This is a genomic window from Bradyrhizobium sp. TM239 (assembly GCF_036247985.1).
Lineage (GTDB): Bacteria > Pseudomonadota > Alphaproteobacteria > Rhizobiales > Xanthobacteraceae > Bradyrhizobium > Bradyrhizobium ottawaense.
In genome coordinates, this window is the sequence record NZ_BTIR01000014.1 from 58,745 (window position 1) to 78,498 (window position 19,754).

At 65.4% G+C, this 19,754-nt stretch carries 14 protein-coding genes; 4 read left to right on the plus strand and 10 right to left on the minus strand.

Annotation, left to right across the window (positions count from 1 at the left end; all coding sequences use genetic code 11):
* Window positions 1–63: 63 nt before the first annotated feature.
* From AABA84_RS24335 to AABA84_RS24365, 7 genes are all read right to left on the minus strand, one after another.
* On the minus strand, window positions 64–1,752 hold the full coding sequence (locus AABA84_RS24335) for a methyl-accepting chemotaxis protein (protein ID WP_338313470.1): 1,689 nt from the start codon (window positions 1,750–1,752) through the stop codon (window positions 64–66).
* 249 nt (window positions 1,753–2,001) lie between these two features.
* Window positions 2,002–3,972: a methyl-accepting chemotaxis protein gene (locus AABA84_RS24340; RefSeq protein ID WP_338313471.1), complete on the minus strand. Its 1,971-nt coding sequence runs from the start codon at window positions 3,970–3,972 to the stop codon at window positions 2,002–2,004.
* Window positions 3,973–4,169: 197 nt separating this feature from the next.
* Window positions 4,170–5,912: a methyl-accepting chemotaxis protein gene (locus AABA84_RS24345; protein WP_338313472.1), complete on the minus strand. Its 1,743-nt coding sequence runs from the start codon at window positions 5,910–5,912 to the stop codon at window positions 4,170–4,172.
* 231 nt (window positions 5,913–6,143) lie between these two features.
* Entirely contained in the window at window positions 6,144–6,377 is a 234-nt protein-coding gene (locus AABA84_RS24350; protein ID WP_212249341.1) for a DUF6894 family protein, read from the minus strand.
* 161 nt (window positions 6,378–6,538) lie between these two features.
* Window positions 6,539–7,138 carry a hypothetical protein gene (locus AABA84_RS24355; protein WP_338313473.1) on the minus strand — a complete coding sequence of 200 codons (600 nt, stop codon included), beginning with the start codon at window positions 7,136–7,138 and terminating at the stop codon, window positions 6,539–6,541.
* A gap of 113 nt (window positions 7,139–7,251) precedes the next feature.
* Window positions 7,252–8,238: an acrylyl-CoA reductase (NADPH) gene (gene acuI / locus AABA84_RS24360; RefSeq protein ID WP_338313474.1), complete on the minus strand. Its 987-nt coding sequence runs from the start codon at window positions 8,236–8,238 to the stop codon at window positions 7,252–7,254.
* 41 nt (window positions 8,239–8,279) lie between these two features.
* Complete coding sequence (locus AABA84_RS24365) at window positions 8,280–9,533, minus strand: MFS transporter (RefSeq protein WP_212249338.1); 1,254 nt, start codon at window positions 9,531–9,533, stop codon at window positions 8,280–8,282.
* Between the two features lie 341 nt (window positions 9,534–9,874).
* On the opposite strand from AABA84_RS24365, the gene nadA reads away from it, so the two are divergent.
* The 3 genes from nadA (at window position 9,875) to nadC (ending at window position 13,685) form a co-directional block, all read left to right on the plus strand.
* Entirely contained in the window at window positions 9,875–11,005 is a 1,131-nt protein-coding gene (nadA, locus tag AABA84_RS24370) for a quinolinate synthase NadA (RefSeq protein ID WP_338308503.1), read from the plus strand.
* 195 nt (window positions 11,006–11,200) lie between these two features.
* On the plus strand, window positions 11,201–12,796 hold the full coding sequence (locus AABA84_RS24375; protein ID WP_338313476.1) for an L-aspartate oxidase: 1,596 nt from the start codon (window positions 11,201–11,203) through the stop codon (window positions 12,794–12,796).
* Between the two features lie 10 nt (window positions 12,797–12,806).
* Window positions 12,807–13,685: a carboxylating nicotinate-nucleotide diphosphorylase gene (nadC, locus tag AABA84_RS24380; RefSeq protein WP_338313477.1), complete on the plus strand. Its 879-nt coding sequence runs from the start codon at window positions 12,807–12,809 to the stop codon at window positions 13,683–13,685.
* Between the two features lie 181 nt (window positions 13,686–13,866).
* On the opposite strand, the gene AABA84_RS24385 is transcribed toward nadC, so the two are convergent.
* The 3 genes from AABA84_RS24385 to AABA84_RS24395 all read right to left on the minus strand — a co-directional run bounded on the left by AABA84_RS24385 (window position 13,867) and on the right by AABA84_RS24395 (window position 19,156).
* Window positions 13,867–15,321: a cell wall hydrolase gene (locus AABA84_RS24385; RefSeq protein ID WP_212249334.1), complete on the minus strand. Its 1,455-nt coding sequence runs from the start codon at window positions 15,319–15,321 to the stop codon at window positions 13,867–13,869.
* 641 nt (window positions 15,322–15,962) lie between these two features.
* Window positions 15,963–18,902: a pyruvate, phosphate dikinase gene (gene ppdK / locus AABA84_RS24390; RefSeq protein WP_338313478.1), complete on the minus strand. Its 2,940-nt coding sequence runs from the start codon at window positions 18,900–18,902 to the stop codon at window positions 15,963–15,965.
* 98 nt (window positions 18,903–19,000) lie between these two features.
* A complete protein-coding gene (locus tag AABA84_RS24395) occupies window positions 19,001–19,156 on the minus strand; it encodes a DUF3096 domain-containing protein (RefSeq protein WP_018648785.1) in 156 nt (51 codons plus the stop codon).
* A gap of 230 nt (window positions 19,157–19,386) precedes the next feature.
* Between AABA84_RS24395 and AABA84_RS24400 the strand changes: the two genes are divergently transcribed.
* On the plus strand, window positions 19,387–19,740 hold the full coding sequence (locus AABA84_RS24400; RefSeq protein WP_212249332.1) for a DUF1236 domain-containing protein: 354 nt from the start codon (window positions 19,387–19,389) through the stop codon (window positions 19,738–19,740).
* Window positions 19,741–19,754 lie beyond the last annotated feature (14 nt).

Sequence of the window (19,754 nt, forward strand, 5' to 3'; positions counted from 1 at the left end):
ATTATCTGAGCATGATCTTTTCGGAAAACCGCTTCACGCTTTTCCGGATCATGCTCCTGAAGATCAGGCCGCGCGGACCGATTCCAGGAACTGGGCGACTTCGACCTTCAGGCGGGTGCTGTCCGTTGCCAGCGATTTCGCGGCCGATAGCACCTCGACCGAGGCCTCGCCCGTCTCGATCGCACCGCGCTGCACGTCGGTGATGTTCGCCGAAACCTCCTGCGTGCCGACCGAGGCCTGCTGGACGTTGCGCGAGATCTCCTGCGTGGCTGCACCCTGCTCCTCGACGGCGGCGGCAATCGCCGCGGACACTTCGGACAACCGCTCGATGGTGCCGCCGATCTCCTGGATCGCACTCACGGATTCCTGCGTCGCGGACTGGATGCCCGACACCTGCGCACCAATCTCGCCGGTGGCCTTCGCGGTCTGCTCGGCCAGCGCCTTGACTTCGGAGGCGACGACGGCAAAGCCGCGGCCGGCTTCGCCGGCGCGCGCCGCTTCGATGGTCGCATTCAGCGCCAGGAGGTTGGTCTGGCCCGCGATGGTGTTGATGAGCTCGACGACGTCGCCGATGCGGGAGGCCGCCTGCGACAGCGCGTTGACGCGTTCGTTGGTGCGCGCCGCCTGCTCGACGGCTTCCGCCGCCATCCGCGCCGAATCCTGCACGCGACGGCTGATCTCGGTGATGGAGGACGACAGCTCTTCCGACGCGGAGGCAACCGCCTGGACGTTGGTGGAGGCCTCCTCGGAGGCCGCCGCAACCACGGTCGCGAGCTCCTTGCCGCGCTGAGCGGTGCTGGTCAGCGTCGATGCCGACGCTTCGAGCTCGGTCGAGGCCGAGGAGACGGTGCCGACCACCTCGCCGATCATGGCTTCGAACTTGCTGGTGATGGCATCGACGCGGCGGCCGCGCTCGATCTTGGCTTCGGCATCGGCCGCTGCGGCCTCGTCGGCCGCCTTCTTGGCGATCAGCGCCTCCTTGAAGATCTGGAGCGCATCCGCCATTGATCCGATCTCGGTCCGCTCGCCGCGATGCGGCACCTCGGCCGAAAGGTCGCCCTCGCCGAGCGACTGCATCGGACGGATGATCGAAGCAATGCCGCGCGACACGTCGCGCACGAGGTAATAGGCAGCGCCGATTGCGATCACGACGGCAACGACGATGATGCCGACCAGCACGCGGAAGATGGTGGCGTAGCTGTCGGCCGCCTGCCTGGTCTCCGTCTCGGCGCCTTGATTGTTGAGCTCGATACCCTTCTGGAGCAGCGGATCGGCAGCCTGGGCCATCTTGGCGACCTTGGTCTGCAGCATTTCGTTGGCATCGGCCGGGAAGCGGCCGACGCTCTTGCGCGACAGCGCCATCACCTCCTGCACGCCATTCAGGTATTCGGTCCATGCCCTGGCCCATTGCTCGTAGAGCGAGCGCTCTTCGGCGGCCGTGATCAGGGGCTCGTAGACCTTGCGCGTCTTCTCGATGCGCTCCCGCAGTGAGGCCAGGCGCTTCTCGGCCGCCTCCTTGCCCTCCGCGGTGTCCTGCATCAGGTGCAGGCGCAGCGCGACGCGCAGCTCGTTGATGTCGGCGCGCATCGAGCCGAGCGCACGCACGCTCGGCAGCCAGCTTTCCGCGATCTCGACCGTGTGAGCGTTGATGTTCTGCATGGTGCCGATCGCCGTTACGCCGACACCGGCGAGCGAGAGAACGAGAATCGACAACACGGTCAGAAGCTTGAAGACGATCGATAACTTCGACATCACGACAAATCCCGATGATACCCTGGCAGCGCGCACGTCACCCGCGCCGCAGGCGTCACGAAGGACGACCGGGCGGAGGTCAGTTCAACAATGCTGGCTGGTTCTTGTCCCGTAAGATTGCGCCTCATAATTGCAAGCAGGCGTTAACAGGAGCCTACGTAAAACTACGGGCCGGCCTCGTCGGGCGTTATTTTCTCCGCAGCCGCGCGAAAGACGACGCGTCGCCACATTCACCGGGCGGCGGCCGACTCAGGCCGCCCGCACCGACTCCAGGAAGCGCGCGACCTCGCTCTTGAGCCGGTTGCTCTCCTGCGACAGCGACTGCGCGGCCGAATGCACCTGCGCCGAGGCAGCCCCGGTCTCGCCGGAGCCGCGCTGGACGTCGGCGATGTTCGACGAGACCGCGGAAGTACCTTGCGCGGCGTGCTGGATATTGCGGGAGATCTCCTGCGTGGCGGCCCCCTGTTCCTCCACCGCAGCAGCGATGGTCGACGAGATCTCCGACATCCGCGCGATGGTGTCGCCGATCTCCTTGATCGCGCCGACGGATTCGTCTGTCGCGGACTGGATCGCGCCGATGTGCTGACCGATCTCGCCGGTGGCTTTCGCGGTCTGCTCGGCAAGCGCCTTCACTTCGGTCGCGACCACCGCAAAGCCCTTGCCGGCTTCGCCTGCCCGCGCCGCCTCGATCGTCGCGTTGAGCGCCAGGAGGTTGGTCTGCGCGGCGATGGTGTTGATCAGCTCGACGACGTCGCCGATGCGGGAAGCGGCCTTGGTCAGCTCGGCGACGCGCGCATTGGTGCGCTGGGCCTGCCCGACGGCGACGTCGGCGACACGCGCCGATTCCTGCACCTGGCGGCTGATCTCGGTGACCGATGAGGTCAATTCCTCGCTCGCTGACGACACCGACTGTACGTTCGCGGACGCCTCCTCCGAGGCCGCCGCCACGGCGGTGGCAAGCCCGTTGCCGCGCTCGGCGGCGTGGGTCAATGTGTTCGACGACGCCTCGAGCTCGGTGGCCGCCGACGACACTGTCTCGATGATCTCGCCGACCGCGCCCTCGAACGTATCGGCGAGCCGGTGCATGTCGAGCTTGCGCTGCTCGCGCCCACGCGCGTCCGCTTCGGCCTGCTCGGCGCGCAGCCGGTCGGCCTCCACCATGTTGCTCCTGAACACTTCGACCGCGCCAGCCATCTCGCCAATCTCATCGTTGCGGCCAACGCCGGGGATTGCCACGGACATGTCGCCCCTCGCCAAACCGGTCATCGCGTGAACCATGGCGATCAGCGCTGTCGAGATCGAGCGGCCGGTGAAGAAGGACACGCTCCCCACCAGCAGGATGGAGCATCCGAGCGCGACCCACATCCAGAGCTTGATCGAGGCACGCATCGACTCTTCCGCGGCCCGCGCCGCGTCGTATCGCTGACTGACGGTCTTTTCGATCTCGTCGAGGACGGGCTCGATGGTGCGGAATTCCTTGGACATTGCCGAGCCGTGCGCGGCCAGATCCTGCGCGCCGGCTGCCCACGCCACGAAGTCATCCTGGTATTTGGAGAGCTTCTTGCCGATGTCCGCCTTGACGGCCGGCGGGATCGCCGAAGCCTCGACTCGCCCGGAGAATTCCGCCGCCGTCTTCTTCAGGGCGTCGAGATATTTCGGGTCGCGGCGCAGCATGAAGTCCTTCTCGTGACGACGCATCGTCAGCATGCCGCTGGTGAGCCTGGGATCGTCGATCTCCTTGAGCTTGGTCTCGATGTCGTGCACCGCCGTGCGCAACGAGCCCGATAGTCCGAGGGTTTCGTTCAATCCAAGCTTGACCTCGGCCTGCTCGACGGCCGCAAATTCGTTCACGTATCTCTCGAACCCGGCGCGGACCAGTGACGCCTTTTCCCCGACCGCCGCGTATCCTGCCGCCCGCGTTGCGCTGCCGAGGCGGTCGAGATTGCGGGTGACGTCGGAAGCAAGTTCGGCATGGCGCTTCGCATAGGACTGATCGCGACGGAGCTGGAAATCCTTCTCGGCCCGGCGCGCTTCGAGCAATTGCTGCGAGATCCGCTGGTTCAGATCGGACAGCCTGCGCGCGTCTTCAGCAGCGTCGCGGGACGTGTCCTGAGAGAGGCTGCCAATCTGGTAGATCGTGCCGAAGGCGACGAGCCCAATGAGGCCGAACAGTCCGATCGCCATGACCTTGTGAGTGAGGCGAATGGAAATGCCACTCATGAAAGTGCTCCAACGATTGAGACGCAATACGCGAAAGGCGACTCAGCGCCCCAAATGTTGCGGGCATCATGACTGCGCCACTTTTCCGGAAGGTTAACCCTGCGCGCATCGGTCGCGGCGTCGAGATACGCGCGCGAGCAACCGCCGCGCATTCACGCGTGATGGTTGCGAGCAGTAACCGCCGAAAGACGCCACCGTCAGGCTGCGCGCACGGTGCCGAGGAATTTGCCGACCTCGATCTTGAGGCGGTTGCTGTCGCCGGACAGCGATTGCGCCGCCGCCAGCACCTGCGAGGACGCCGAGCCGGTCTCGCTCGCGCCGTGCTGCACGTCGGTGATGTTGGACGACACCTGATGAGTGCCCTCCGCCGCCTGCTGCACGTTGCGGGAAATCTCCTGCGTCGCCGCGCCTTGCTCTTCGACGGCAGCCGCGATGGTCGAGGAAATCTCCGACAGCTTCTCGATGGTGTCGCTGATATCCTTGATGGCGCCCACCGAATGCTCGGTCGCGGTCTGGATGCTGGCGATCTGCTGACCGATCTCGCCGGTCGCCTTCGCCGTCTGTTCCGCGAGCGCCTTGACCTCGGATGCGACCACGGCAAAACCGCGGCCCGCCTCGCCGGCGCGCGCGGCCTCGATGGTGGCGTTGAGCGCCAGCAGATTGGTCTGGCCGGCGATGGTGTTGATGAGCTCGACGACGTCGCCGATCCGCGCCGCCGCCTTGGACAATTCGCCGACGCGGTCGGTCGTGGTACGGGCCTGGCCGACCGCCTCGCTCGCAACGCGTGCGGACTCCTGCACCTGCCGGCTGATCTCGTTGATCGAGGACGACAACTCCTCGGTCGCCGACGCCACCGACTGCACGTTGGTGGAGGCTTCTTCGGATGCGGCCGCGACCAGCGCGGTGAGCTCCTGCGTGTGCTCGGCGGTCGAGGTCAGCGTGGTGGCGGAGGCTTCGAGCTCGGTCGAGGCCGAGGACACCGTGCCGACGATCTCGCCGACCGCGGACTCGAACGTGTCCGCGAGCTTGTGCATTTCGACCTTGCGCTGCTCGGCCGCGATCGCGTCCTGCCGCACCTTGGCTTCCGCTTCCTCGCGCGCCTTCTGCTCGGACACGACCTTGAATGTCTCCACGGCGCCTGCGACGTCACCGACTTCGTCCTTGCGGCCGAGGCCCGGGAGCACCACCGAGAAGTCGCCGCCGGCGAGCTTCTCCATCGCAGAGGTCAGCGCGCGCATGGGCCGCGCGATGCTGAAGACGGAGAAGATGCAGGTCCCGATCAGCACGAGCGCGACCAGCACGCCTGTGATCAGCGAGGTCCGGGCAACCGAGGCCGCCTCGGCTTCCGCTTCCGCACGCGCTTCGACGCTCTTCTGCTTGGCGAAATCGGTGATCTGGTTGGCGAGATCGGAAATCTCCGTGTTGATCGGCGCCAGCGTTCCCTTGCGGATGTGATCGATATCACTCGTAAGCTTGGCAAACAGCTCCGCGGTTTCCGCGTCCCGCTTTCCTTCCAGCGCGAGTTCCTGCTTGCGGATGGCCTCGATCTGCTGCTGGCCCTTGCCGAATTCGCCGATCAGCACGGCCAGGCGATCGATCCGCTTGCGGTTTTCCGGCGAGCGCGAGAGCTTCGCCATTTCGTTCGAAAACTTGGTGGCAGCGGTCTGCCGGTCGTTGAAGTAAGTGACCGCCTTCTGCATCTCGGCCGCCGAGGCGGACGTCAGGATGTCGCGAATGCCGATCTGCATGCCCCGGACCGACGCCTTCGCTTCCGCAGCGTTCTGCGCGATCGCCTGCTGACCCGACGCGGCATTGCCGAGCTTCTGGACATCGGCGTTTCCGCTCATCTGCAGATAGATCATGAGCGCGACAAGCCCGATGGTCAGCGCGGACGTGACGGCGAGCTTGGTGCCAATTCGCAGGTTCTGAATGAACGTCATCGAAGTATCCTCGCAGTTACGCATTTGCCGCGACGAACCGCGTGCACAACCCGGGAAAGCTAACCGCGAGGTGCCTCATTAACGTTAAGCCGGGGCTCGGGTGAGCTAGGTACAAATACTGAAAAGCCGCCTAACCTTCTGCATTTCCGCAGCTTTTGCGTGCAATGAACTTTAGTTCGCGAATTTGCACGCATCGGCGCTCGTTAACGCCGGTCGCACCGTGCGCGATCGTCAGAACACGCTCTCGCCGAGCAGGCTGATGCGAAAAACCGGCTTCTTGTTCTCGTCGAGCAGCTCCATGCACCACTCGGCGTTCGGCTTCAGGCTGCGTGCGATGCCGCCAAGCAAATTGGCGCAGACCTCGGTCATTTCGGTCCAGGCGGCTGCGCGATCCTCGAACTCGTACGGCTGGTCGGCGGCGCCGGAATAGCGACCGGTACTGATGCGGAAGAAGTACAGCGACATCGTTGAACCCTTTATCGGGCCGCGCCCCCCGGCCGTCCGCAAACTGGAGCGCGAACAGCTACCAACGCATGAAAGCCGCCGTCCGTATGACTACGGCGCGGCGGCTTCGTGTTCGATGGAGGTCTTCAACGTCAAAGTGCGCGGACGGTCCCGCGACCGTCTCACTGGGTCGAGCGGCGCAACTCGAGCGGGGCGTCGTTCCTGGCGGGCTCCGACTTGATCTCCGACTTCACCGGCTCGAGCCGGCTGCTCTCGACGCGCGGCGTCTCGACACGCGCGGCGACTTCGGTGTTGGCCGGGCCGACCGAACCGGTGTGCTCTGCCCTGTGCAGCGAGCGTGGCCGCGCCGCAGCGCGCGCCATCAGCATCTGATTGCCGCCCTGATGATGGAAGTCGCAATAGGCGAAGCCCATGCCGGACACCGAGCCGCGGAAGCTGCGATCGTCGGTCTTTTCCAGGTTGAAACAAGGCTCGAACGGAATGCCCTTGATCGAGGCGCAGACGTTCTGGCCACGAATCTGGAGCGTATTGCCGGGCAGACGGAGATGCTTGACCGGGCCCGCGCCGGAGAACTGCACCGCGCCGGCGGCACCGAGATCGTCCAGGATGCGGCCCGCTCCGCGGGTGCCGTCGAAACAGGTGAAGGCAAACACCTTGCCCGCCACGAAGCGACGCGCCTCGTCGGCGTTCATGCTTCCGGCAATGGCCGGCGCAAACGTTGCTGCCGCCGTGACAGCCCCCAACACAATACGCGCAAGCATGCTCAACTCCGAACCAACCCCCGCAGCGGGCGATGCCTTATCTCTTTACCCGCTGCTTACCATACCAACCATGGCGACATTGAAGCAGCTTGGTTGGTAAAGTCTGAACGCCGTTAGACAATTTTTACCACGATGCGGCCGCGGACCTGGCCGGCCAGGATTTTCGCGCCCCACTCCGGCACCTGATCGAGAGAAATTTCATGAGTGATTTCAGATAGTTTCGTCCGATCCAGATCCGACGTCAGGCGCTGCCAGGCGGCTTTCCGCGGCTCGATCGGGCACATCACGGAATCGATGCCGAGAAGGCACACCCCGCGCAAAATGAAAGGTGCGACAGACGACGGCAGGTCCAAGCCTGCGGCCAGGCCGCAGGCCGCGATTGCCCCGCCGTATTTCGTCATCGACAGCAGATTCGCCAGTGTGGTCGAGCCGACGCTATCGACGCCGCCTGCCCAGCGCTCCTTTGCAATCGGCTTGCCCGGCGCCGACAATTCGTTGCGGTCGATGATTTCGGCTGCCCCCAGCTGCTTCAGATAGTCGGCCTCCGAGGCGCGGCCGGTCGAAGCGATGACGTGGTAGCCGAGCTTGGAGAGCACGGCGATGGCGACCGAGCCGACGCCGCCGGCGGCACCCGTCACCACCACAGGGCCGCTCTTCGGCGACAGACCGTGCTTCTCCAATGCCAGCACCGAGAGCATCGCAGTGAAGCCGGCGGTACCGATCGCCATGGCATCGCGCGCCGACAGGCCTTGCGGCAGGGCCACCAGCCAGTCGCCCTTGACCCGTGCCATCTCGGCATAGGCGCCGAGATGAGTCTCGCCCAGGCCCCAGCCGGTGCAGACGACCTTGTCGCCAGCCTTCCATTGCGGATGCGAGGACGCCTCGACCGTGCCGGCGAAGTCGATGCCGGCGATCATCGGGAAGCGGCGCACCACCGGCGCCTTGCCTGTCAGCGCGAGGCCGTCCTTGTAGTTCAGCGTCGACCATTCCACGCGGACGGTGACGTCGCCCTCCATCAGCTCGGCTTCATCGAACTGCGTCAGCGCGGCGGTGGTGCCCTTGTCCGCCTTGTCGATCCGGATCGCCTTGAATGTGGCCACGACTGAACTCCCTGACTTGTTTGTCGGGAATGTTTAGCCGATCACACAGGCTGCGCAACCGCCCGAACGACAGGTTTCTCCACGATCGGAAGATTGATCAGCGCCGAGAGCACCCCGAACAGGATCGAGAGCCACCAGATCGGCGTGTAGGAACCGAAGCGCTCGAACACGATGCCCCCGAGCCACACGCCGAGGAAGCCGCCGACCTGATGGCTGACGAAGGCAAAGCCGTACAGCGTCGCAAGCCAGCGCGTGCCGAACATCAGCGCCACCAGCGCCGAGGTCGGCGGCACCGTCGACAGCCAGGTCAGGCCGGAGACCGCACCGAACGCGATCGCCGAGAACGGCGTGATCGGGAACGAGATGAAGGCGAGTGTCGCGAGCGCGCGCGTGAAGTAGATGGTCGAGAGGATGTAGCGCTTGGGCAGCGAGTTCTGGAGATAGCCGACGCTGAGCGAGCCGATGATGTTGAACAGGCCGATCGCCGCAATCACCCAGCCACCGGTTTGCGTGGAGATGCCGCGATCGACCAGGAAGGCCGGCAGATGCACGGTGATGAAGGCGAGCTGGAATCCGCAGGTGAAGAAGCCGAGCACCAGCAGCACATAGGAGCGGTGACCGAAGGCTTCGGCGAGCGCCCTGGTGAAGGTCTGCTCATCCGCCGGCGTCGCATTGGCCGTCGTTGCAGCCGGCGGCGTCGAGAGCGCCAGTGACAGCGGGATGATCAGCAACATCAGGAAGCCGAACACGGAGAGCGCCTGCTGCCAGCCGAAATTGTCGATCAACGCGACGCCGATCGGCGCGAACAGGAACTGGCCGAACGAGCCCGCCGCCGTGCCGGCGCCGAGCGCGAGGCCGCGCTTCTCGGCGGGCAGCAACTTGGTGAACGCCGACAGCACCAGGTTGAACGAGCAGCCGGCAAGACCAAAACCGACCATGACGCCCGCACCGATGTTGAGCGACAGCGGCGTCGAGGAATAGCGCATCAGCAAGAGGCCGCCGGCATAGAGCAGAGCACCGACGCACATCACCCGGAACAGCCCGAAGCGATCGGCGACCGCGCCGGCGATGGGCTGGCCCAGTCCCCACAGCAAATTCTGAAAGGCGATGGCGAGGCCGAACACGTCGCGGCCCCAGGAGAATTCGTGGCTCATCGGCTGCACGAAGAAACCGAGCGCCGAGCGCGGACCGAAGCCGAGCATGCCGATCGCACAGCCGCAGAGAATGATGACGGCGGGGGTACGCCAGCTGGAGGAACGTGAGGCCGGAGCGAGTTCGCCCGCTGATGTCGACATGTGTTCCTCGTCTGTCATTGGCGGATTCGCAAAGAAGCTGCCGCGAACGGGTCATTTAATGCATCTGCATGAAAACCCCAAATCAAAAACGATTGCATTCCACGGGGAGCTGCCGCGGGAGCATTGCGTTTCAATGTGGCCTCGCCTGACGCGTCATCCCGGGGCTTTGACGGAAATGTGTGCAGCAGGATCTGGCGATCCCCGGCCGAGCATGTTATCTTTGATTTGCTCAATATGAGTATATTAGGATCTCGATGAAGTCCGCGCTGGCCTCTCGGCCGGATTATTTGGGCCTCTAATATACTCAGATTGAGTATAATTGACATGCAAGGGAGGCTTCGATGCCGATCACCGGAATTTACGGCCCCGACGACTTCGCCAACCGGCCGCAGGGCCAAATCACCGGCCAAGTCACCGGCCACGTCACCGCCTCCCCCCGCGCGGCACCCGCGCGAACGGGCCCGCCCCTGCCCGCGCCTGCCTTGGAATGGACGCCGGAGGTCGAGCGTGCGACCGCGCCGCTCTATGAGCGGGTGAAGCATGTGATCCCGCCGATCGAGTGGCCGCTGATGGCGCCGACGATCCAGGCGATCAACGAGCTGAAGCGCGCGCGGGGCGCGGTGATCCTCGCGCACAACTACCAGGCCCCGGAAATTTTCCACTGCGTTGCCGACATCGGCGGCGACTCGCTCCAGCTCGCGGTCGAAGCCACCAAGGTGAAGGCCGGCATCATCGTCCAGTGTGGCGTGCACTTCATGGCGGAGACCTCGAAACTGCTCAACCCGGACAAGACGGTGCTGATCCCGGACTCGCGCGCCGGCTGCTCGCTGGCCGCCAGCATCACCGGCGCCGACGTTCGCCTGCTCCGTGAAAAATTTCCGGGCGTGCCTGTCGTCGCCTACGTCAACACCTCGGCGGAGGTGAAGGCCGAGGTCGACATCTGCTGCACCTCGTCGAACGCGGTGCAGGTGGTCGAGAGCCTGAATGCGCCAAGCGTGATCTTCCTGCCCGATCGCTATCTCGCGACTTACGTGGCCTCGAAGACCGACGTGAAGATCATCGCCTGGAAAGGCGCCTGCGAGGTGCACGAGCGTTTCAAGGGCGAAGAGCTGCGCGCCTTTCGCGAGGCCGATCCGTCCGTCCAGATCATCGCACATCCCGAATGTCCGCCGGACGTGCTGGCGGAGGCCGACTTCACCGGCTCGACCGCGCACATGATCAATTGGGTGCGCGAAAAGCGGCCGCGACGGCTGGTGATGATCACGGAATGCTCGATGGCCGACAATGTGCGGGCCGAGCTGCCTGACGTGGAGATGCTGCGCCCCTGCAATCTCTGCCCGCACATGAAGCGCATCACGCTCGCGAACATTTTGCAGAGCCTGCTGACGCTTGGCGAGGAAGTCACCATCGATCCCGCGCTTGCGGAACGAGCAAGGCGATCGGTCGAGCGGATGATCAATCTGAAGAATTGAGGGCAGCACACACCGCGTCACACACGACTGTCGTCCCGGACAAGCGCAGCGGAGCGGAGCGCAGATCCGGGACCCATAACCACAGGGAGATGTGGTTGCAAAGAAAGGCAACGCGCAGCTTCGCGTAACAACATCCGCCGCGGCGTATGGGTCCCTGCTTTCGCAGGGACTACAGCGGAGTGAATGGAGAGAACAATGACTAACATCCACAATCTCACCCGCACCGACGACATCGTCATCGTCGGCGGCGGCCTTGCCGGACTGTTTTGCGCCCTGAAGCTCGCGCCGCGGCCGGTGACCTTGATCTCGGCCGCGCCGCTCGGACAGGGCGCATCCTCCGCATGGGCGCAAGGCGGCATCGCCGCGGCGGTGGCCGAGGGCGACACGCCGGAGGCGCATGCTGCTGACACGATCGCGGTCGGCGGCGGCCTCGTCGACGAGGCGGTCGCACTTGGGATCGCGCGCGAGGCCGCGCCGCGCATTCACGATCTCCTGAGCTATGGCGTCCCGTTCGATCGCGATCTCGAAGGCAGGCTCGCCGTGGGACGCGAAGCGGCACATTCGGCGCGGCGCATCGTGCATGTGCGAGGCGACGGGGCGGGTGCCGCGATCATTGCGGCCTTGAGCGAAGCGGTGCGCCGCACGCCGTCGATCCGCCTCATCGAAGGGCTCGTCGCCGAAGCGCTTCTGACCGAGCACGGTGCCGTCGCCGGTCTTCAATTGCGCGAGGCCGGCAACTCCCAGGCAAAGCCGTTCCTGCTCGCTGCGCGCGCCGTGGTGCTTGCCACCGGCGGCATCGGTCATCTCTATGCCGTCACCACCAATCCGCTCGAGGCCAGTGGCTCCGGCCTCGCCATCGCCGCGCGTGCCGGTGCCGTGATCGCCGATCCGGAATTCGTGCAGTTCCACCCGACCGCCATCATGGTCGGCCGCGATCCGGCACCGCTCGCGACCGAAGCCTTGCGCGGCGAAGGCGCGATACTGATCAACGGCAACGGCGAGCGCTTCATGATCGCGCGCCACCCGCTCGCCGAGCTCGCGCCTCGCGACATCGTGGCCCGCGGCGTATTCGCCGAGATCGCGGCCGGGCGCGGTGCCTTCCTCGACGCGCGGCAGGCGCTGGGCGCGCGCTTCGCCGACAGATTTCCGACCGTGCATGCGAGCTGTATCGCCGCCGGCATCGATCCGGCCACGCAGATCATCCCGATTGCGCCCGCCGCGCATTACCACATGGGCGGTATCGCCGTGGACGGACGCGGCCGCAGCTCGATCGACGGGCTCTGGGCCGGTGGCGAAGTGTCGTCCACCGGCGCGCACGGCGCCAACCGGCTCGCCTCGAATTCGCTGCTGGAGGCGGTGGTCTACGCGGCGCGCATCGCCGATGACATCGCCGGCTACTCGATCCCCGCGCCTGCCCGCCTCCCCGACGCACCGGTCGCGTCGCGCGGCGGCACGCCGGATGCTGCGGCCGTGAAGCGGCTGCGCGCAATGATGAGCGCACATGTCGGCGTGGTCCGGAAGGGCGACGGCCTCACCGATGCCGTGCATCATTTCGCTGCGCTCGAACGCGAGGCGACGAGCATCGCGCTGCGCAACATGGCGATCTCGGCCCTGCTCGCTGCAGCCTCTGCGTGGAGCCGGCGCGAGAGCCGCGGCGCGCATTTCCGCTCCGACCACCCGGCTGAAATCCCTGCGCTGGCGCAGCGAACGATGACGACGCTCACGGCGGCGCGCGAGGTCGCGGAAAGCCTGAGCTCCCTGCCGCGCGTTGCGCAACCCATGATCGCCTGATGGAGTCCCCATGATCGCCCCGACCTCACTGCTCAACCCCGACGCCTTTCTCTCACCGCTTGCGATCGACGAAGCGGTGCAACGCGCGCTCGACGAGGACCTCGGCCGCGCTGGCGACATCACCTCGCTGGCGACGATCCCGGAGGCGACCAGGGCGCAAGCCATTCTGGTCGCGCGCCAGTCCGGCGTGATCGCCGGCTTGCCGCTGGCGCTCTCGACGTTGCAGAAGCTTTCGTCCGACATCGACGTGCGCGCGCATGTCCGCGACGCCTCGCGCGTTGCCCGTGGACAGCAGGTGCTGACGATCTCGGGCCCCGCGCGCGCCATTCTCACGGCGGAGCGGACCGCACTGAATTTCGTCGGCCGCCTGTCGGGCGTCGCGACGCTCACGGCCGACTATGTCGCCCGCACCGAAGGCACCAACATGCGGATTTGTTGCACGCGAAAAACTACGCCGGGGCTGCGCGCGCTGGAGAAATACGCGGTGCGCTGCGGCGGCGGCTTCAACCACCGCTTCGGGCTCGACGACGCGATCCTGATCAAGGACAACCACATCGCGGTCGCCGGCGGCATCGGTGCCGTGCTGGAGCGCGCCCGCAGCCACGCCGGCCACCTCGTCAAGATCGAGATCGAGGTCGATACGCTGGCGCAACTGCGCGAGGTGCTCGATACCGGACTTGCCGACGCCGTGCTGCTCGACAACATGGACCTTGCCACGCTGCGCGAGGCCGTCAGGATCAACGAGGGTCGCCTCAAGCTGGAGGCATCCGGCGGGGTCACGCTGGAGTCAATCGCGGCCATCGCGGCGACCGGCGTCGACTACGCCTCCTCAGGCACGCTGACGCATTCGGCCCCGAATTTTGACTGTGCGCTGGATATCGAGGCGTGAGAAAACGGCCTTAACCCCGGGCAGGCTGCACCTCTCCCGCTTGCGGGGGAGGTCGGCGCGAAGCGCCGGGTGGGGGCTTTCTCCACACGGGGGTTCTCGCCTGCGGAGACACCCCCTCCCCAACCCTCCCCCGCAAGCGGGAGAGGGAGCGCACTTTCATTGCGGCTGCAATCGGATGTCTTTACCGCCGCTCGCTCACGCCCATCTCCGCAGAGCTCTTGGCTTCCTGCGCGAGCTCGGCCGACAGCGCAGCGGTCTGGGCTGGCGTGCCCCAACTCGGCTCCTCGCTGCCGTCGCCCCAGGCGCGTGGCCGATAGAAGGTGTGCACGCCGGTCTTGTACATCTTCTTCATCTCGGCGACCCAGGACGGACGCACCCAATAGGCGTGATAGTGCGTGGACTTGCCGACCTCGGGCAGCCAGATCTGGCCGTCGAGCATGGCCTTCGCGATCTTCTTGGCGCGCTCCCACATCTCGGGCTCGCGGATCACGTCGGCATTGTTGTCGCAGGCGAAGGTGAACTGGCAGGCGAGATGGCGGTGCTTGTTCTGATAGACCGCTCCACACACGGTATCCGGATATTTGCCGGAGAACACGCGGTTCATCACCACTTGCGCCACCGCCATCTGCCCGCGCACGGCCTCGCCGCGCGACTCGAAATAGACGGCTTCCGCAAGGCACTTCTCGGACTTCGCGCGCGACTTGTCGTCGAGCGCGAGCCGCTCCGCCGGCGATCTCGTACGCTGGTTGTCGGCGTTGACCTCGCCCTTCGGCGCAACGCTCTCGCCGCTCTCGATATCCCTGGCGATCTCCGCCGTCGGCGGCGACAGCGAGGCCGTCACCTTCATGTCGGGATCGGGCATCACGATCAGCGGCTCGGCGCCGGGTTGCCAGCTCTCGATGCTCTCCAGATTGCCGCCGAGCGAGGAACTGCCGAAGAACAGGTTGGAGGTCTTGACGCTGAAGGGATCGCGCGAGGGCGCGGCTGCGGCCGGGGCCCGCTTGAACGCCTCGAGCGGCGCGGTCGCGAGCGCGCGCGCAGCGTCGCTAGCCCGCGGTGGATTGGAATATTGCGGCAGCGGCGGCGCGCGGAGCGCTTCCTGAAGCTCGGGATCGAGCGCGGCCGCGGATTCCGGCGACATCGCCTGCGGCAGCGCGGCGGTCTTGGCGCCGAACACCGAGCTGTTCGACGTCGCGGGATCTTGCTGCGCCGGTGCCGCAGCCGGCGCGGCCGTCTCGGGAGTCTCGGTCGGTGCAATTGTTGCGAGGCGATCACCCTTCATGGAGCGATCGACCTTGGGAAAGTCGGAAGCCTGGTAGCGCGGCGCGGCCTGCAGCGCCGGATTGCGGCTGATCGCGCCGGTGACGTCGCGGCCATCGAGGCTTGCCAGGCGCACCATCGCGCTCTGCGGAACCGAGGTGCCGATGGGGCGGGAAAAACTGTAAGTGGCGAGCTGGATCGAGGACGCCGCGGAGAACACCTGCTTCTGCCAACGCTCGGCGACGCCGGGTTGGCGCGCCAGCAGAGAGGCAATATCCTGATAGCCGGTCTCTCTCGGCATCAATGCGAAGATGCAGAGACCGATGCCGAAGGACGCGAACCGCGCGCCCTTCGGATGGTTACGCAACACAGACATCGATACGCTCACGCTACGCTTACGCCAGAAAAATCGAAACGCAGTACATCCGTGCAATTCGATCTTTATCGTAAGTATCCAATTTAGGTTGCCGGGGCGTTAATCGGCGTTGCGCGTGCAGCACACTCAAGCGATTGCAGGTGTTTTCACGGGGCGATCGCGCACGGTGGTAAATGCGTCGTCACGTGAAGCGGTAAACAACCGGTCAACGCGAATGGTGAAGGAACTCTTGCGCACGTATCAATACGGGACGCGCGATGAGTTCCCGATGTTGCGCGAAGTACCTGCGCATCATCGGTGTCATGCTGCGCGAAAGCGGGGCATCCAGTACGCCGCGGCTTCGCGATTCAATCAGTGCCGAGAACCACAAGCACATCGTTTCACCGGCACCCCGAGGTGGCCGCTTCTTCAGCGGCCCTCGAAGGGCGACGGCCCGGCTGCATCTTGGCCGTACATCCTTCGAGGCTCCCTGCGCGGCGCGCCGCTCGCACCTCAGGATGACGGGACTAACAGAGGATGACGGGACTTACAGCTTCGCGAACCCGATAGGCGAGCGTGTCACCTCAAACGAAAAGAGGCGGAGCTTTGCCCCGCCTCTTTCGTTCCAGCATTTTAGTTCTGCTTACGCCTGTCAGCTTGACTTACGCCTGGCTGGCGATCGCCTTGCCGAGTGCGGCTTGCGCCGCCGCGAGACGGGCGATCGGCACGCGGTAGGGCGAGCAGGAGACGTAGTCGAGGCCGATGTTGTGGCAGAAGGCGACGGAAGCGGGATCGCCGCCATGCTCGCCGCAGATGCCGACCTTGAGCTTCGGGCGCGTCTTGCGGCCGCGCGCGACGCCGATCTTGACGAGCTCGCCGACGCCTTCCTGGTCGAGCGCGACGAAGGGGTCGATCGGGAGGATGCCCTTGGACACGTAGGTGCCAAGGAAGCTCGCGGCATCGTCGCGGCTGATGCCGTAGGTGGTCTGCGTCAGATCGTTGGTGCCGAACGAGAAGAACTCGGCGCTCTCCGCGATCTCGGCCGCGAGCAGACAGGCGCGCGGCAGCTCGATCATGGTGCCGACCTGATAGGCGAGCTTGGTGTTGGTGTCGCGCATCACCGCCTGTGCGGTGGCGTCGATCCGCGCCTTGACGAGATCGAGCTCCATCTTGGTCGCGATCAGCGGCACCATCACCTCGAGGCCGACGGCCTTGCCGGTGCGCTTCTCGGCTTCGACCGCCGCTTCGAAGATCGCACGGGCCTGCATCTCAGCAATCTCCGGATAGGCGATCGCGATACGGCAGCCGCGGAATCCGAGCATCGGATTGAACTCCGAGAGCTCGCGTGCGCGGTCGGCGAGGCGCCGCGGGTCGGTGTTCATGGCGCGTGCCACTTCCTCGACTTCGGCGTGGGTGTGCGGCAGGAACTCGTGCAGCGGCGGGTCGAGCAGACGGATCGTGACGGGCAGGCCCTTCATGATCTCGAACAGCTCGACGAAGTCGGCGCGCTGCATCGGCAGCAGTTTTGCCAGCGCCGCGCGGCGGGACTGCTCGTCCTCGGAGAGGATCATCTCGCGCACCGTGCGGATGCGCGTCTCCTCGAAGAACATGTGCTCGGTGCGGCAGAGGCCGATGCCTTCCGCGCCGAACTTGATCGCGGTCCGCGCGTCGTCGGGCGTGTCGCCGTTGACGCGGACGCCGATCTTGCGAACCTGGTCGGCCCAGGCCATCAGCGTGCCGAACTCGCCGGACAGCTCCGGCTCGATCATCGGCATGCGGCCGGCGAGCACCTGGCCGAGCGAGCCGTCGATGGTGATGACGTCGCCGGTCTTGAAGGTGCGCGAGCCGATGCTCATGGTGCCGCGGCCGTAATCGACTCGGATGGTGCCGCAGCCGGAGACGCAGGGCTTGCCCATGCCGCGGGCGACGACCGCCGCGTGCGAGGTCATGCCACCGCGCGTAGTCAGGATGCCTTCGGCAGCGTGCATGCCGTGGATGTCTTCCGGGCTGGTCTCGATGCGGACCAGAATCACCTTGCGCCCGTCGGCCTGAAGCTTGGCGGCTTCGTCGGAGGAGAACACGATCTCGCCGGAGGCCGCACCCGGGGACGCCGGCAGGCCGGTCGCGATCACGTCGCGCTTGGCGTTGGGATCGATGGTCGGATGCAGCAGCTGATCGAGCGAAGCCGGATCGATGCGGGTGACCGCTTCCTTCTTCGAGATCAGGCCTTCATTGGCGAGCTCGACCGCGATGCGCAGTGCCGCTTTCGCGGTACGCTTGCCGCCGCGGGTCTGGAGCATCCACAGCTTGCCCTGCTCGACCGTGAACTCCATGTCCTGCATGTCGCGGTAGTGCTTCTCGAGCTGCGTGTAGATCCGCGTCAGCTCCTTGAAGGCCTCCGGCATCGCCGCTTCCATCGACGCCTTGTCGGAGCCCGATTCCTGGCGCGCCTCCTCGGTGATGTCCTGCGGCGTGCGGATGCCCGCCACCACGTCCTCACCTTGCGCGTTGATCAGGAACTCGCCGTAGAGCTTGCTCTCGCCGGTCGAGGGATTGCGGGTGAAGGCAACGCCGGTCGCCGAGGTCTCGCCCATGTTGCCGAACACCATGGCCTGCACGTTGACCGCGGTGCCCCAGGATTCCGGAATGTCGTGCAGCTTGCGGTAGGTCACCGCGCGCGCGTTCATCCAGGATGAAAACACCGCACCGATGGCGCCCCAGAGCTGATCGTGCGGGTCCTGCGGGAAGTCCTTGCCGGTCTCGCACGCGACGGCGTCCTTGTACTTGCCGACCAGCTCGACCCAGTCGTCGGCGGTGAGGTCGGTGTCGAGCGTGTAGCCCTGGCCGTCCTTGAAGGTATCGAGGATTTCCTCGAAGTGATGATGCTCGAAGCCGAGCACCACGTCCGAATACATGGTGATGAAGCGGCGATAGCTGTCATAGGCGAAGCGGCGATCGCCCGACAATTCCGACAGCGCTTCCACGGTCTGGTCGTTGAGGCCGAGATTGAGCACGGTATCCATCATGCCCGGCATCGAGGCGCGCGCGCCGGAGCGCACGGAGACGAGCAACGGGTTCCTGGCATCACCGAAGGTCTTGCCGGTCAGCTTGCCGACATAGTCGAGCGCCTTCTCAACCTGCGACTGCAATTCCTTCGGGTAGGATTTGTCGTGGGCGTAGAAGTAGGTGCAGACCGAGGTCGGCAGGGTGAAGCCCGGAGGCACCGGCAGGCCGAGATTGGCCATCTCGGCAAGGTTCGCGCCCTTGCCGCCGAGCAGGTCGCGCATCTCCGTCCGGCCCTCGGCCTTGCCGTCACCGAATGTGTACACCCATTTGCCGGCCTTGCCCGCGGCTGGCGTGGCCTTGGCAGGAGCAACCTTCTTCGGTGCAGGCTTCGCAGCGACCTTCGGCAGAGCCGCCTTGGTCACCGCCTTCGCAGCCGGCTTGGCAGCAGCCTTTGCGGCCGGCTTTGCAGCGGCTTTGGCGACCGGCTTGGGCGCGCTCTTGGCAAGCGCCTTGCGGGCTGCCGGTGCGGCTTTCGCCTTAGCGGAAGACTTTGATTTCGCTGGAGTTTTATTGGGCTTCGAGGCGGCTTTGGCCATAGCTTGCACACAACCTGCGAGAGGAATGGGATTTCGCGGGCCTTACACCATTTTGAACGGGCCCGCGCAAGTCAGACAGTTCCGGAAAATGAACACCCCTAGAGGTGAAGCCATTTCAGGAGCCCGAGCCCGATCGCACCGTTCACAATAAGGAAGATCGCGACGATCAGGTTGAGGAGTCGCGGCATGATCAGGATGAGCACGCCCGCAATCAACGACAGGATCGGCGAAATGTGGGCGACGGTGATGTGCATGAACTATCTTTCTGTGGAGGTGAGGCGAATCGCGGGCGGATCATAGCCCTCCCGGTTCCGCGAGTAGAGACGCGCAAGGCGCGATGCGAGTTCCGGCACCCACGAAAACTGCCTGAAATTGCCTCTGATGCGGCGGCCCTTTTCCGGAACATTGCCAAGGGGGCATGCATTGGCCAACCGGTTGCGCCATTGGCGCGTCCGAAAATAAAATCACGTCGAAGGAGTTGTCCATGCGGAACAGGATTCTCGCTCTTGTAGCGCTCGCGGCCGCGATCGGCTCGCCCCTTACGGCGCAGGCGCAAAGCGGTGTCACCGTCGGACGCGCGCCCGCCGTGATCGACAGCGGCCCAACCATCGCAGTCGAACAGCGGCCGGCCTTCCGCGAGTACGTCGTCGAGCAGCGTGTGCCCGCCTTCAGCATTCCCGATCGCATCATCGTCGGCACGACATTACCCGAGGCAGGCGTCACCTATTATGACGTGCCGCAACGCTTCGGCGCCACCACCTACCGCTACACCGTCGTGAACGGCGAAACCGTGCTGGTCGAGCCGCGCTCGCGCCGCATTGTCGAGGTGCTGGACTAGCACTGATCGGCTGT